General features: G+C 68.1%; 11 protein-coding genes. 1 reads left to right on the plus strand and 10 read right to left on the minus strand.

Translation table 11 applies throughout. The features are described from left to right. Nucleotides 1–45: 45 nt before the first annotated feature. From coaD to DIZ26_RS02010, 5 genes are read right to left on the minus strand one after another with little or no spacing between them, the layout of a single operon-like run. On the minus strand, nt 46–531 hold the full coding sequence (coaD, locus tag DIZ26_RS01990; protein ID WP_112237022.1) for a pantetheine-phosphate adenylyltransferase: 486 nt from the start codon (nt 529–531) through the stop codon (nt 46–48). Further along, nucleotides 528–1,109: a 16S rRNA (guanine(966)-N(2))-methyltransferase RsmD gene (rsmD, locus tag DIZ26_RS01995; protein WP_112237024.1), complete on the minus strand. Its 582-nt coding sequence runs from the start codon at nt 1,107–1,109 to the stop codon at nt 528–530. Before rsmD ends, coaD begins: the two co-directional genes overlap by 4 nt. After that, nucleotides 1,106–3,361, minus strand: a complete 2,256-nt coding sequence (gene recG / locus DIZ26_RS02000; protein WP_112237026.1) for an ATP-dependent DNA helicase RecG — start codon at nt 3,359–3,361, stop codon at nt 1,106–1,108. Before recG ends, rsmD begins: the two co-directional genes overlap by 4 nt. After that, on the minus strand, nt 3,358–5,043 hold the full coding sequence (locus DIZ26_RS02005) for a DAK2 domain-containing protein (RefSeq protein WP_112237028.1): 1,686 nt from the start codon (nt 5,041–5,043) through the stop codon (nt 3,358–3,360). The genes recG and DIZ26_RS02005 overlap by 4 nt, the downstream gene beginning before the upstream one ends. Nucleotides 5,044–5,100: 57 nt before the next feature. After that, nucleotides 5,101–7,722 carry a hypothetical protein gene (locus tag DIZ26_RS02010; protein ID WP_112237030.1) on the minus strand — a complete coding sequence of 874 codons (2,622 nt, stop codon included), beginning with the start codon at nt 7,720–7,722 and terminating at the stop codon, nt 5,101–5,103. Between the two features lie 243 nt (nt 7,723–7,965). On the opposite strand from DIZ26_RS02010, the gene DIZ26_RS02015 reads away from it, so the two are divergent. Next, entirely contained in the window at nt 7,966–8,967 is a 1,002-nt protein-coding gene (locus DIZ26_RS02015; RefSeq protein WP_232828088.1) for an SAM-dependent methyltransferase, read from the plus strand. Between the two features lie 130 nt (nt 8,968–9,097). On the opposite strand, the gene rpmB is transcribed toward DIZ26_RS02015, so the two are convergent. The 5 genes from rpmB to DIZ26_RS02040 form a co-directional block, all read right to left on the minus strand. Further along, entirely contained in the window at nt 9,098–9,319 is a 222-nt protein-coding gene (gene rpmB, locus DIZ26_RS02020; protein ID WP_112237032.1) for a 50S ribosomal protein L28, read from the minus strand. An 83-nt stretch (nt 9,320–9,402) separates the two neighbouring features. Beyond that, the gene (locus DIZ26_RS38510) at nt 9,403–11,388 is read right to left on the minus strand and encodes an aldo/keto reductase (RefSeq protein WP_112237034.1); all 1,986 of its coding nucleotides are present in this window, start codon (nt 11,386–11,388) and stop codon (nt 9,403–9,405) included. Between the two features lie 37 nt (nt 11,389–11,425). Beyond that, nucleotides 11,426–12,253, minus strand: a complete 828-nt coding sequence (locus DIZ26_RS02030) for a carbohydrate ABC transporter permease (RefSeq protein ID WP_112237036.1) — start codon at nt 12,251–12,253, stop codon at nt 11,426–11,428. Further along, nucleotides 12,243–13,301, minus strand: a complete 1,059-nt coding sequence (locus tag DIZ26_RS02035; RefSeq protein WP_112237038.1) for a carbohydrate ABC transporter permease — start codon at nt 13,299–13,301, stop codon at nt 12,243–12,245. The genes DIZ26_RS02030 and DIZ26_RS02035 overlap by 11 nt, the downstream gene beginning before the upstream one ends. 1 nt (nt 13,302) lies before the next feature. After that, a complete protein-coding gene (locus tag DIZ26_RS02040) occupies nt 13,303–14,583 on the minus strand; it encodes an ABC transporter substrate-binding protein (RefSeq protein ID WP_112237040.1) in 1,281 nt (426 codons plus the stop codon). Nucleotides 14,584–14,662: the final 79 nt, after the last annotated feature.

The following is a 14,662-nucleotide window of genomic DNA, read 5'->3' on the forward strand; positions in this document are numbered from 1 at the left end:
CCAACTTACCGGCCGGTCGCCCAATCCGGGGCAGACCGTCGTGTCTCAGTCGTTCCCGCGGCCGACCTTGGCCAGCAGCACCGCGTGGACCGACGGCGGCAGGAAGTCCGCCACCTCGCCGCCGAGCTTGGCGATCTCCTTGACCAGGCTGGACGAGACGTAGCCGTTCTCCGGCGCGGCCGGCAGGAAGAGCGTATCGACACCGGCCAGCTTCCGGTTCATCTGCGCCATCTGCAGCTCGTAGTCGTAGTCGCCCCCGGAGCGCAGCCCCTTGACGATCATCGCGGCGCCCTCGGCCCGGCAGTAGTCGACGACCAGGCCGTCGAAGGTGCCGATCCGGACGTTGCCGAACGGCTCGACCAGCTCGGTCAGCATCGCGACCCGCTCCTCGACGCTGAACAGGCGCTGCTTGGACTGGTTCACCCCGGCCGCGACGATCACCTCGTCGAAGGCGGCAGCAGCCCGGGCGATGACGTCGAGGTGCCCGTTCGTGGGCGGATCGAAAGTGCCCGCGAAGACCGCCTTAGTCATGCCGACTCCCCGCCTTGGTCATGGCGGTGACCGTACCAAAGCCGGGCCTCGCCGTACTTGCGATCGCGCAGCGCGGCGAACCCGTCCGGCCACTCCCACGGCTCCCGCTTCCCCCGCTCGACCACCACGACGGCGTCCTCGGCCAGCCAGCCGTTGTCCCGCAACGAGGTCAGCACCTCCTGCAGCTCCAGCGTTTCCAGCTTGTACGGCGGGTCGGCGCAGACCAGGTCGAAGGGCCCGGCCGGATTGTCGCCCGAGGCAACCTTCTCGGCCGGCCGGGTGAGCACCGTCGCACCGGGCAGCCCGACCACCTTGACGTTGGCGGCGATCACCTCGGCGGCCTTCCGGTCGGACTCCACCAGCACCACCCGAGCCGCGCCGCGGGACAACGCCTCCAGCCCGAGCGCGCCGCTGCCGGCGTACAGGTCGAGGACGGCGAGGCCGAGGAAGCTGCCGAACTCGGTCTCCAGCGACGAGAACATCGCCTCGCGCACCCGGTCCGCGGTCGGCCGCGTCCCACTTCCGGCCGGTACTGCGATGCGCCGGCCGCCGGAGGCGCCGCCGATGATCCGGGTCACGTCTTCTCCAGGTAGTCGGTCGCCTCGGACGCCAGCGCGCTCGCCACGGTCGAGCGCAACGACGGGTAGGTCAGCAGCTCGGGATCGACCGAGACGATCGACTTGGCCACGTGCCGGGCGGCCAGGATGATGTCCTCGTCCCGAAGCACGCTGAGCAGCTTCAGGCTGCTCCGGACACCCGACTGCGCGACGCCGAGGACGTCGCCCTCCTTGCGGGTCTCCAGGTCGATCCGGGACAGCTCGAAGCCGTCCGTGGTCGCGGCGACCGCATCCAGGCGTTCGCGGGACTTGCTGCCCGCCCAGCTGTCCGTCACGAGCAGGCAGAGGCCCGGGACCGTGCCACGGCCGACCCGGCCCCGCAACTGGTGCAACTGGGAGATGCCGAAGCGGTCGGCGTCCATCACGACCATCGTCGAGGCGTTCGGTACGTCGACACCGACCTCGATCACGGTGGTCGCGATCAGTACGTCGACCTCGCCCGCCGCGAACCGGGTCATCACCGAATCCTTCTCGTCGGCCGGCAGCCGCCCGTGCAGGATCTCCATCCGCAGCCCGGCCAGGATCTCGGCCAGCTTCTCGGCGATGAACAGTACCGACAGCGGCGGGCGTTGCTCCTTCTTCCCCGGCTTGCCGTCGCTGTCCGGTTCCGGCTCCGGCTCGGCGAAGTCGGCCTCCTCGTCGGCGGCGTTCTTCACCTCGTCACCGATCCGCGGGCATACGACGTACACCTGATGGCCCTTGCCCACCTCTTCGCGGACCCGCTGCCAGGCACGCTCCAGCCAGGCCGGCTTCTCCGCGGCGGGGACCACCGAACTCGTGATCGGCGACCGCCCGGCCGGCAACTCGGTGAGTGTGGAGACCGAGAGGTCGCCGAAGACCGTCATCGCCACGGTCCGCGGAATCGGGGTCGCGGTCATCACCAGCACATGCGGGGTGTTCTCGCCGGACTTCTGGCTCAGCGCCGCCCGCTGCTCCACCCCGAACCGGTGCTGCTCGTCGACCACGACCAGGCCGAGGTCCGCGAACTGCACCTTGTCCTCGAGCAACGCGTGCGTCCCCACCACGATCCCGGCGGCACCACTGGCCGCGTCCAACATCGCCGTACGCCGGGCTGCCGCGTTCAGCGAGCCGGTGAGCAGTCCCACCCGGGTCGCGCGCTCGGCGCCGCCCAGCATGCCCGCCTCGGCCAGCTCGCCGAGCATCTTCGTCAGGGTCTTGTGGTGCTGGGTCGCGAGCACCTCGGTCGGGGCCAGCAGGACCGCCTGGCCGCCGGCATCCACGACCGCGAGCATCGCCCGGAGCGCCACGATCGTCTTACCGGAGCCGACCTCGCCCTGCAGGAGTCGGTGCATCGGATGCGGCCGGGCCAGGTCCGCGAAGATCTCCTCGCCGACCTCGGCCTGCCCGGCGGTGAGCTGGAACGGCAGCCGGGCGTCGAAGTCGGTCAGCAGGCCGCCGTCGATGCGGGCCCGTGGGATCGCCTTCAGCGCGTCGGTGACGGCCCGGCGCTGGGCCAGGATCGTCTGCATCACCAGGGCTTCCTCGAACCGGAACCGCTTCTGCGCGGTCACCCAGTCCTGCTCGGTGTCCGGCAGGTGGATCTTCTGCAGGGCCTCGCGCAAGCCGAGCAGCTTCTCCTCGCGCAGGATCAGGTCCGGGATCGGATCCTCGACGTCGTCGAGGTTGTCCAGCACGATCTTGATGCTGCGCTCGATCGTCGCGGTCGGCAGCTTCGCGGTCGCCGGGTACAGCGGCCGGAACGGGCGGGCCCGGCGCTCGATCTCGGCCTCGCTCAGGTCCTCCTCGTCGAGGATCTCGGTGCCCGGTCCCTTGAGCTGCATGATGTCGCGGAACATCGTCACCTCGCCCCAGAACAGCGCGGCCGTCCCGACGGTCAGCTTGTTGGCCAGCCAGGGCTGGTTGAAGAAGGCGAGCTCGAGGTCGTTGCGGCCGTCGCTGACGACGACCTTGGTGATCGTCTTGTGCCGGCGGAACCGGTTCACGTCCTCCGGCTTGATCTCCATCTTGGAGTCCAGCGACCGGACGGTGACCTTCTTGACCCGCCCGCTGACGGTGGCCTGGTCGCCGACCTTCAGCTCGTCGAACGGGGTCAGCTCGCCCTTCTTCAGGTACCGCCGCGGGTAGTGCCGCAGCAGTTCCCCGACGGTCTCGATGCCGAGCACGTCGGCGAAGGTCTTGGCCGTCTTCGCGCCGACGAAGTCGCGAAGCTTCCGGTCGATGTCCGTCTTCATTCCACCCCGATCAGCAACGGGTACCTCTCCTGACCACCGTCGTACACCACGACATCGACATCTTTGCGGTTCCGGCGTACGTGCCGCACCAGCGCGTCGACCAGGTCGGGGCTCGCGTTGGCGCCGCGGACCACGGTCATCAGCTCACCGCCGCCACCGAGCAGCCGGTCGGCCACCCCGGTCGCGGCCGCGACGAGATCCTCGGTGATCAAGGCGAAATCGCCGTCCACCACGCCCAGCGCGTCGCCGATCCGGCAGGTTCCGGCCATCGTCCAGGCGTCCTTGACCGCGATCGTCACCGCTCCGTGCCGGGTCTGCCCCGCCGCCGCGGAGAGCTGTACGACGGCGTCGTCGAAGCTGAGCCCGGCATCGTGTACGGCGATCGCGGCCAGTCCCTGGACCTGCGCGCGTGTGCGGATCACGGCGACCCGGATGCCGTTCTGGCGGGCCGCGGTCGCGGCGGCCTCGGCGACCGCGATGGAATCCTTGTCGTTGGGCAGGATGACGATCTCGGGGGTGCCCGACTGTTCGATCGCGGTCAGCAGTTCACCGGTCGAGCAGCGCCTGCCCGGGCCGCCCTTCACCACCACGGCACCCGCTTCCACGAACAACTTCGCCAATCCGTCCCCGGCCGCCACGGCGATCACCGCGCGACTCGCGATCGGGGCGTGCGGAGGCAGATCCGCGAAGTGCGTCACCCGGATCCGATGCGGACGCCCGATCGCGATCCCCTGCTCGATCGCCGCCCCGACGTCGTCGGTGTGGACGTGCACGTTCCACAACTCGTCACCACCGACCACCACCACCGAGTCCCCCAGCCCGGCCAGCGCCCGCCGAAAGTCCCCGATCCGCTCATCGGGCGCATCCAGCAAGTACATGACCTCGTACGCCGGTCCGTCGGCACCGAGGTCGCTCTCGGGCGCCTGGATCACGCCTTTAGTTCCTCCTGCCTCGTCCGCTTCGGCCGCACCAGGACCTGCTGCGGCGGTCAGCCTGCGCGGAACCCCGGTGCTCTTGCCGGGCGGCCTCCCCGACAACACCGACTCCATCGCGCCGAGGATCACCACGAGCCCGGCGCCGCCTGCGTCCACCACGCCGGCTCGTCGTAGTACGTCCAACTGTTCTGTGGTTTTCGTCAACGCCAGCCGCGCTCCGGCGGCCGCGGCCAGGCAGACCTCGGCCAGCGTCTTGCCCTCGTTGGCAGCAGCGAGCGCGCTGTCGGCGGCCTTCCGGGCGACGGTGAGCATCGTGCCCTCGACGGGCTGCGCGACCGCGCCGTACGCCGCGTCCGCCGCGAACGCGAGCGCGTCGGCGAACGCAGCCGCCTCGCTCATCCGCGGATCGGCGAGGACCGAACCAGCCTCTGCCTCCTGGTCCCGCGGCAGGTTCTCGGCGAGGCGCAGACCGCAGGCACGGACCAGCTGAGAGGTGATCACACCCGAGTTCCCACGAGCGCCCAGCAAAGCGCCCCGCCCGAACGCCTGGACCGCCTCCGCAAAGGTCAGCTCCCCGTCCGGCAGCGCGTCACACGCGGCTTCCCAGGTCAGGTACAGATTGGTGCCCGTGTCACCGTCCGGCACCGGATACACGTTGAGCTCGTCGATCTCCGCCCGAGCCCGCCGCAACTCCGTCAACGCAACACGAGCCCAGCTCCGCAGCACCCCCACCGTCAACTCTCCCACGCCCGGAAGGCTAACCGGTCCGCCCACCCACAACACTCATCCGGGGACCGTAGCCGCCTAGCTCTTGGCAGCCACGGTGAACGCCTTGGCCAAGGTCTTGGTCGGCCCGGACTTCGATGTCACGACGAAGTCGCGCACTCCCGCCGCGACACCGGTGAGGTTGAAGGAGTACACCGAGGTGGTCCGATCCCAGCTGACCGCCTGCATCACACCGGTCACGGCAGGCCTCCCGGCCACGGTCAACTTCACCACGTCCTGGTGATGCAACGCGGTCCCCTTGATCGTCACCTTCACCGTCGTACCGGTCACAGCCGTCTTCGGCGAGATGCTGCCGACCGAGAACACCTGCCCGCCACACAACGGCTTGGCACATCCAGCCACGATCCGGTACTTCAGGGCAGTGGTCTGGTTCTCGGGCAGGCTCACCAGCAGCAACTGGTTGCCGGCCGGATGCGAGGAATAGCCGCAGTCGAAGCCGCCGAACGCATGTTCCAGACAGGTCGGGAAGCCGCCGGCCGTTCCGGCGACGACGGGGTCCGGCCCGCCCGCGACCTGATTGCCGGCCGTTCCGCTCATCGACTCGTCGGTGGCCAAGGAGAACACGAAACAGGCGGTGTTCTTCGCGGTGGTCAGCTCGCCGGTCAACGGACCCAGTCCGTAGGCCGAGGACACCCGAACGCACTCGGGTGCCGGTCCGGCCGCGGTGGCGATGCGTGGCGCGTCCAGTGTGTACGGCCCAGCCGCGCCAAGCGACGGGTCGTTCCAGACGAGCACCTGGTACGCCGTCGAGCCGGTCGCGCGGCACCGCGACTCCCGGGAGCTCTCGCACACGGTCTGGCCGCTCGACCCGGCGGTCAGCACATGACTGGTCTGACGCTGGTCGCGGGACGCGATCAGGTACTGGTCGGTGGCCGCGGCAGTGATCTTGTGGCAGCGGACCGTCGAATTGTCGGCCAGCGTCCCAGTTCCGGCGGTGGCCCCGATCACGCTGGACGTTATCGCGGTACATCCCTTGGCAGTCGAGGTGACGTCTCGCCTGGTCAACTGGTAGGACGCGGTTTCATCCTTACCGGTCAGCAAGGCGGTGTAGCTCTTCGTGCCGGCGACACGGCAGATCTCGCGACCGTGGTTGAAGCTGTTGACGTAGCAGACGTCGTGCCCGTCCGTATCGAGCAGTCTGAGCTGTCCTTCGTCGAACGCCGCAGGCGACACCTGAACCAGTTCGGCCGCAGTGTGCGCGCCGGCCGGAATCTGGTAGCAGGCGGCGAATCGGTCCGGTCGCAGCGATGCCGTCACGCCGCCCGGCGTGGTGAAGTCGCCCTGCGGGAACGCGGCGCAGCCGGGCCCATCGATCCTCGGCACCGAAAGCTTGTAGGTGGTGTTCGTCCCCCGGTAGACAGCCCGGAACGGCGCCTGCCCCGACAGCTTGCACGGCGTACCGGCGACGCCGCCCCATTCACAAAGAACCTGACCGGTCGCGTCGGCGACGAAGCCGACCGTCCCGGTGGGGTCGTCGATCGGGCTGACCGGCTTCACCAGGCCGCCCACCGGCGCGGACAGTCCCACGCAGTTGTACTGCGGCCGCGGAATCGCGCCGCTGTAGGCGACCAAGGTGTCGGCGGTCTGGAGAACACACCCCTCGGACGACGTCATCGGATAGACGGTGGACGGCTCACCCACGGGCGCGATCAGAGCATAGGAACCCGGGTCGGGTAGCTGACACCGATACTTGAGCGGGCAGGCGAGCGTCCCATCGGTGGATCGGAAGAGGCCGTTGCTCCAGGACTCACCGTCCCACTGATCGCCGAGACCCTGGCCGATGATGTAGGTACCCGGTGTCGTCGTGGTGACCAGACGGCAGCGGCTACCGGCCGGAGCAGTCGGCGTCGCGCCGAACTTCGACATCGGAACGGGAGTACATCCCACCGAGTTGGACAGCCGGCCCAGATCCAGTGTGTAGCTGGTCCCTACGGTGCGCATCGGCACCTCGGACAGGACCCGGTACGGTCCGGTACCTTCCAGCACGCAGCCGACGTCCGAGCCCACTCTCGGGCAGGCGTCGACCCCGAACTTGTCCACGACGGTCAGATGGCCACTGCCGAGCATCGTCGCGGAGGACCGGACGAGCAGGCGTTCACCGGACTCGGCCCGGATCGGCTGACAGTCCAGCTGGAGACTCGAACTCGTCGTCCGGGTGAGGACCGGGAGATCCCAGCTGGTGCCGACCTCCGGTGCGCAACCATTCACTCCGGTCAGGGACACCACCGAGAGCTCGTAGTCGTCGGAACCGAAGTCGCTGTGCGTCAGGCGCACGGTGTACACGCCCGCGGTGTCGACCACACAATCTTGCGACCCGCCTGAGCAGATGAACGCCCCGGCGGCGTTCGAGAGACCGCCGTAGATGTCGCCCGCGGACCACCGGAGCGAATACCTGCCAGGCGTCAGGGTGACCGAGCGGCAAGTGGTACCGGACGCGTCCAGATGACCGCGGGCCACCGCGTCGCCAGGATCTCCGAACGGCGCCAGCGCCAACTCGGCGCAGTCCTCGGCAGCAGCACTGGCCGCGGTCGCGGCCGTCGTCGCGGCGGGAGCGGCCAGCGCGGCCTGGGTGGTCCCGAAGACGACTGCCACCGCCACCAGGGTTGCCGCCAGCCGGCGCCGGAAACGTGACGTGATCACCGTGTGTACCTCTCGTTGGGCGGGTCGAGCCGCCGGAGCGTAGCAACAACGGCGGTCGGGAGGAGAGGGATTTGCACGTTGTTGCAGACCACCGTCATGGCCGCAGGCGCCGTAGCCACGCAGTACGGCGACCTTGTGCCTGGGTTGAGTGGATTCGGAGGGGCGGAATGCTCGGGTGAGGCACAAGGACGCCGGTGAGCGGCGGGAATCGGGGGCGGTGGGGTGGGCGGCTTAGGGTGGGGTGTGGAGATCTTGTTCTCGGTGGCGACCGACAGTTACGACCTGGCGGTGCGGGAGATCCGGGGAGAGTTCGGGGGCGGGGTCAGGATCGAGCGGGTCAGTGCGGATCTGGGGCGGATCGTCGGGGGCGGGCCGTCGGTCGAGGAGCTGGCGGCGGCGTGTGACCGGGGGCGGATCATCTTCGTCCGGCATCTGACCGTGGAGTTGGCGAGTTTCAGGCCGGACGAGGTTCCGCCGGCGCACGAGTTGGCCGAGCTGGTGCTGGAAGGGTTGCCGAGGCACCCGCAAGCGCTGGCGGTGCAGACGTGGACCGATGGGGCCGGGAGCGGCGGGTCCTTCTACCACCTGCTCGAAGCTGCCCTGGGCGATCGCGGGATCGCGGTGAGCCGGGCCGGGCAGGACGTGGTGGTGTCGTGCTTCGTCTCGGGCAAGACCGTGGTCTTCGGACGGAACAGGCTCGAGTACAGCCTGTCTGACTGGCCGGGTGGGCGGATGCGGCTGGCTCGGTCGGAGGAGCGGGTTTCGCGGTCGGAGTTCAAGCTCGAGGAGGCGATCCAGACCTTCGGGCTCGAGCTGCCGGCCGGTGGGAAGGGGCTCGATCTCGGTGCGAGTCCGGGCGGCTGGACGCGGATCCTGCGGCAGCACGGTCAGGAGATGTGGTCGGTCGATCCCGGTGCGCTGGATCCACGCGTGACGGCCGATCGGCAGGTGCACCATGTGGCGACGACCGCCGGGGAGTTCTTCCGGCACAACCGGGTCCGCTTCGACGTCGTCGTCAACGACATGCGGATGGAGCAGGTGATGAGCGCCCGGGTGATGCTCGACGCCGTACCGCATCTACGCCGCGGCGCCCTCGCGATCGTCACCCTCAAGGGCGGCGGCAAGAACCCCCTCGACGCAGCCCGCCGCGGCATCGACGTCCTCAGCAAACAGTACGACGTACTCCACGCCCGCCAACTCCACCACAACCGCCAAGAAATCACCGTCATCGCCGAATGCCCCTAGCCGCCAACACCAGGCCGAGCGCCAGGCGGCGCGGGACGACGAACGGGCAAACGCGACGAGGCGCCCGGGAGGTTCCCGGGCGCCTGGTCAGGCCCTACACGGAGTTGTGCCCCGATCGGGGCAGACGGTCCTAGCCGACGACGCGCTGGACCTTGCCTGCCTTGATGCAGGACGTGCAGACCTTGAGCTTGGTGGGGGTTCCCTTGATGGTCGCCCGGATGGTCTGGATATTCGGGTCGAACCGACGGGCCGTGCGCTTCTTGACCCGACGGATCATCGCGCCCTTACCCAGCCGCGCAACACTGTTGCCGAACGTCGGCTTCTTGTCACAAACATCGCACTTCTTAGACATGATTCTCCGTGTTTAGGGTCGAGACACCGACAGACCATGTTACACAGCGGTCTGAGCCTCCACCAATTCGGTCCAACCGTGGACTACACCTGTGTAAGCCACGCCACTTCGTCGGCCGACAGCGCCACCGACAGTCCCGGCGTCGAGGTCCGCGTCTCCGAGATCTGCCGCGGCCCGATCAGCGGGAACACCGGGTACGGCTGGTGCAGCAGCCAGGCCAGCGCGATCGCCGTCGGCTCGACACCATGCTTGGACGCCAGTTCACGCGCCCGCCGCAGGCGCTCGAAGTTCTCGTCCGAGTAGAAGCAGCGCACCAGTTCCTCGTCGGAGCGGTCCTCCGGCTTCGCCCGGCCGGTGAAGAACCCGCGGGCCTGACTCGACCACGGGAACAACGCGACCTGCCGCTCCCGGAGCCACGCCTGCGACTCGTCGTCGCTGACGTGCCGGCAACCAGCCCAGGGTACGTCGTACGCCCGCGCGAGGCTGAGGTGGTTGCTGAGCAGCGTCAACGGCTGCTTCCCGTGCGCCGCGGCGTACGCGTTGGCCTCGTCGAACCGCTCCAGCGACCAGTTCGACCCGCCGTACGCCTTGATCCGGCCGGCCCGGAAGTGCGAGTCCATCACGTCGACGAACTCGCCGACCGGGATCTCCTCGTTGTCGCGGTGCATCAGGTAGAGGTCGACGTGGTCGGTCTGCAGCCGGTCGAGCGATTCGCCGAGCTGCCGGGTGATCGACTCCGGGTCGCAGTGCGGGGTGTGCGCGCCCTTGCCGATGACCACGACGTCGTCGCGGTTCCCGCGCGACTTCATCCACTGGCCGAGCAGCTTCTCGCCGCGTCCACCGCTGTAGATGTACGCCGTGTCGAAGGTGGTCCCGCCGCGCTCGAAGAAGTCGTCGAAGATCATCGCGGCGTGCGGCAGCGTCGGCTGGTTGTCGACGCCCATCACCAGCCGCGACACCGGCTTGGCCAGCCCGGGCACCTCGCCGTACGTCATCGGCGCGTCGGCGCGCTTCGCGAGCGGCCGCCCGGTCGCGGTCGGGATCAGTACGTCGTCCCGCTCGGCCTCGTACTGCTGACCGATCGCCTCGCGCCACTTGTCCAGCACGACCAGGTTCCCCAGCGAGTCCTCCCAGCTCATCTCCGGCGCCTGCCGAGCCTCCACAGCGGCCGCGACCGCCTCCGCCTCGGCCTGGTAGATGAAGGCAGGCTCCGCGGAGACGTCGCGCGGCTCCTCCCCCACCTTGTGCACGGTGACGTGGGTCGGCTTGCCGTCGCCGCCGAACCACGGGTCCTCGACCACGAGGTACCCCTCGCTGCCGAGCACGCGCACCCGGTTCTCGTCGTTCAGCCGGACCCCGGTGCTGACGTGCGCGGTCAGTCCCGAGTCGAAGAACAGGGTCGCGGCGGCCCATTCGTCCACGCCGGTCTCGCCGACGTGACCGACCGCGGTCACCGCCGCCGGATCGGCGTACGGCGCTCCGATGGCCGCGCCGGCGATCAGCCGCGCGTACGACACCGGATAGCCGCCGACGTCGAGGATGCCGCCGCCGGCCAGGTCGTTGGCGAAGATCCGGCTCTCCGCGTTGAACGATGCCTGGAACGCGAACGACGCCTGGATCTGGTGCACCTTGCCGATCGCGCCGTCGCGGATCAGCTGGCCGACCAGCTTGGTCTGCGGCAGGCAGCGGTACATGAACGCCTCCATCAGGAAGACGTCGTTGCGCACCGCGGCCTCGATGATCGCGGCGGCCCAGGCCCGGTTGATCGCGAGCGGCTTCTCGCACAGCACGTGCTTGCCCGCCTCGGCGGCCTTGATCGCCCACTCCGGGTGCAGCGGGTGCGGGGTGGCGATGTAGACCGCGTCGACGGACTCGTCGGCCAGCAGTTCGTCGTACGACCCGTGCCGGTTCGCGATACCGAACTTGTCGGCGAAGGCCTCGGCCGATTCCGTACTACGGCTGCCGACCGCGACGACCTCGTTGGTGGCCGACGAGGGCACCTGACTGGCGAAGCGGGAGGCGATGTTGCCGGTGCCGAGAATTCCCCAGCGGAGCTTGTTGGAAGGCAAAAGATTCCCCTCGGAAACAGAGTCGGGATATCGGGTATCAGAACTTCATGGCGCCGGCGGCGATGTCGGCGATGAAGTGGCGGCCGCCGATGATGAAGACACCGATCAAGGGAATCACGCTCATCAGCGCGCCCGCCATCACCATGCTGTAGTCGGTGCCGTACACACCGTTCAGCTGCTGCAGGGCGACCTGCAGGGTGAGCTTGTTCGGGTCCGTCATCACGATCAACGGCCACAGGTAGTCGTTCCAGACATTGATGAAGGTGAAGATGCCCAGGAACGCCAGGCCGGGCCGCAGTACGGGCAGGCCGACCGTCAGGTACTGGCGGAAGAAACCGGCGCCGTCGACCTTGGCGGCGGAGATCAGTTCGTCGGGGATCGCGCCCTTGGCGTACTGGCGCATCCAGAAGATGCCGAACGCGTTCGCGGCTCCCGGGATGATCAGCGCCTTCAGCGACCCGATCCAGCCGAACTCCGCCAGCGTCACGAACTGCGGCACCAAGGCGAGCTGGGTCGGGATCATGAAAGTTGCCAACAGCAACCCGAAGAGCAGGTCCCGGCCGGGGAATTCGTACTTGGCGAACGCGAACGCGGCCAGCGAGTCGAAGAACAGCACCAGCACGGTGACCCCCAGCGAGGCGACCAGCGTGAGCAGCATCGCGCCGAAGAAGTCGATGTTGTCCAGGACGTGGCCCATGTTCTCGAACAGGTGCGAGCCGATCACCAGCTTCGGCGGGTAGGCGAAGATGTCAGGTGTGGTGTTCGAGGCCATCACCAGCATCCAGTAGAACGGGAAGATCGAGACGACCACCCCGAGCATCAGGACGACGTGACCGACGACGGTCCGGATTCGTTCAGTGCGCATCGGCGTGCTCCTTCCCCGCGTCGGCATCGGCCTGCCCCGCACCGGCTCTCTCGGCAGCGATCTTGCGCTGCACCCTCCGGGCGGCCCGACTGGTGAGCCGCTCGTCGTCGTTGCCGCCGATCAATCGCCAGTTGATCACCGAGAACAACACGATCAGGATGAACAGCGCCCAGCCGATCGCGGCGCCGTAGCCGAACTGGTTCTTCCCGAAGGCACTGTCGTACAGGTAGGACACGATCGTCAGACCGCCGTCACCGGGACCGCCGATCGCCCCGCTGCTGCCGAACAGCACCTGCGACTCGGTGAAGATCTGCAGGCCGCCGATCGTCGAGGTGACCGCGGTGAACAGGATCACCGGGCGCAGCAACGGCACGGTGATCCGCCAGAACATCTGCCGCGGCGACGCGCCGTCGACCCGCGCTGCCTCGTAAATGTCGGAGGAGATCGCCTGCAGGCCGGCCAGGAAGATGATCGCGTTGTAACCGGTCCATCGCCAGGCGACGATGCTGGCGATCGCGACCTTGATCCCCCACGGCTGGCTGAGCCATTCGATCTTGTCCAGCCCGACCGATTGCAGGAACGCGTTCAGCAGGCCGAAGTTGTTGCTGAAGATCGAGCCGAACACCATCGTGACGGCGACCACCGAGGTGATGTTCGGGATGAAGTAGGCGATCCGGTAGAAGGTGCGGAACCGGGTCGCGTTGTGCAGCGCGTTCGCGATCACCAGTGCCAGCGCCAGCATCGGCACCGTCGAGATCACCCAGATGATCAGCGTGTTGGTGATCGACTTCCAGAAACTCGGGTCGGTGAGAAGGTAGCTGTACTGCTCGATCCCGACCCATTTCATCGTCCCGATCCCGTCCCAGGAATGGAACGACAACCAGATCGAGAACAACACCGGGAACGCGCCGAAGATCGCGAACAGGATGAAGAACGGCGAGACGGCGGCGTACTGCGGTATCGCCTGCCGGAACCGGTTCGGCGGCCCGTCGGGACTGTTCGCGCTCACATCCGCGGCTCGTCCACGCACTGTTTCGCTGACGGCCATCTCAGATCGCCCCCGCCCGGGTGAGTTCGCGGTTGATCTGGTGCTGTGCGTCCTTCCAGGCCTGGTCGGACGACTTGCTGCCGATCTCGACATTGACCAGTTCGGCCGACAGCGGCGTACCGATGATCGTGTCGTACGGGCTGAAGTAGGCGCCGGGGTACTTCTTGGCGGAGTCGGCGAAGACGTCGACGATCCGCTGGCCGCCGAAGAACGGGTCGGGCGCGGTCAACCGGGAATCGGTGTAGCTGGCCGGCGTGGACGGGAAGAGCACCGGGTCGAGGAACGACTGGGCCTGGTTCTTCGCCGACTCCAGCCAGGTGATGAAGGCGAAGGCCGCCTCGGGATCCTTGCAGTACTTGGTGATTCCGAGGAAGGAACCGCCGCGGTTGCCGGGACCGCCGGGCGACGGGGTGACCCGCCACAGGCCCTTGGTCTTCGGCGCCGCGTTCTTCGGACCCAGCTGGGCCCACCAGACCGCCCCGATGAAGGCAACGAGCCGGCCGTTGGTGACAACGGCATTGGCATCGGTACTGCCCGACTGGGCGTTGGCCGACAGCCCTTCTTTGACCACCCGGACGGCCAGGTCCCAGGCGTTGCGGATGTGGTCGCCGTCGCCGATGTACTGGCCTTCCGCGGTCATGTAGCGCTTCGGCATCTGCGCCAAGGCGTAGCTGAAGATCGAGGTGATGTTGTCGGTGATGGCCGAGCCCGGCACCGCCGCCTTCACCTTCTTGCCGAGCTGGATGTAGCTGTCCCAGTCCGGGGCCGCCGCAGCCACGTCGGCGGGCTCGGTCGGTACGCCGGCCTTCTCGAACACGTCCCGCCGGTAGAACAGCGCGGTCGGGCCGGTGTCCATCGGGAAGGCCATCATCTTGTTCTCGGGCGTGATGCCGAGCTTCCACTTCCACGGCAGGTAGTCGGCCTCGACCTTGTCGGCGCCGAGTTCGCGCAGGTCATGGAACTGGTCGGCGTTCGGGAAGTAGGTGGCGACGTCGTCGTTGATCCCGATGATGTCCGGCACCAGCGACTTGCCGGCCAGCGACGTCAGCACCTTGGTCTTGTAGTCGCCACCGATCCGGGTCATCGCGAGCTTCTTGTCCGTTCCCGCGATCCCCTTCTCCGCGGTGGCGATCAGGGAGTCGTTCACCGAACCGGTCCAGCACCACATGCTCAGCTCGTCGCGGCCGCCGAGCGAGCTGCGCGAGCCGCATCCGGTCAGTCCGGCAGCCGCCGCCACACCTCCTGCGCCGAGGCCCAGGAACCTCCGTCTGGTCACTGCCATGGACTGCCTCACCTACACCTTCGCATCGCTACCGGGAGGGGCACTTTTCGACGATTTTCGATGTTTGTTTGCGCGAGAA

The organism is Kribbella monticola, from assembly GCF_003261635.1.
GTDB classification, from domain to species: Bacteria; Actinomycetota; Actinomycetes; order Propionibacteriales; family Kribbellaceae; genus Kribbella; species Kribbella monticola.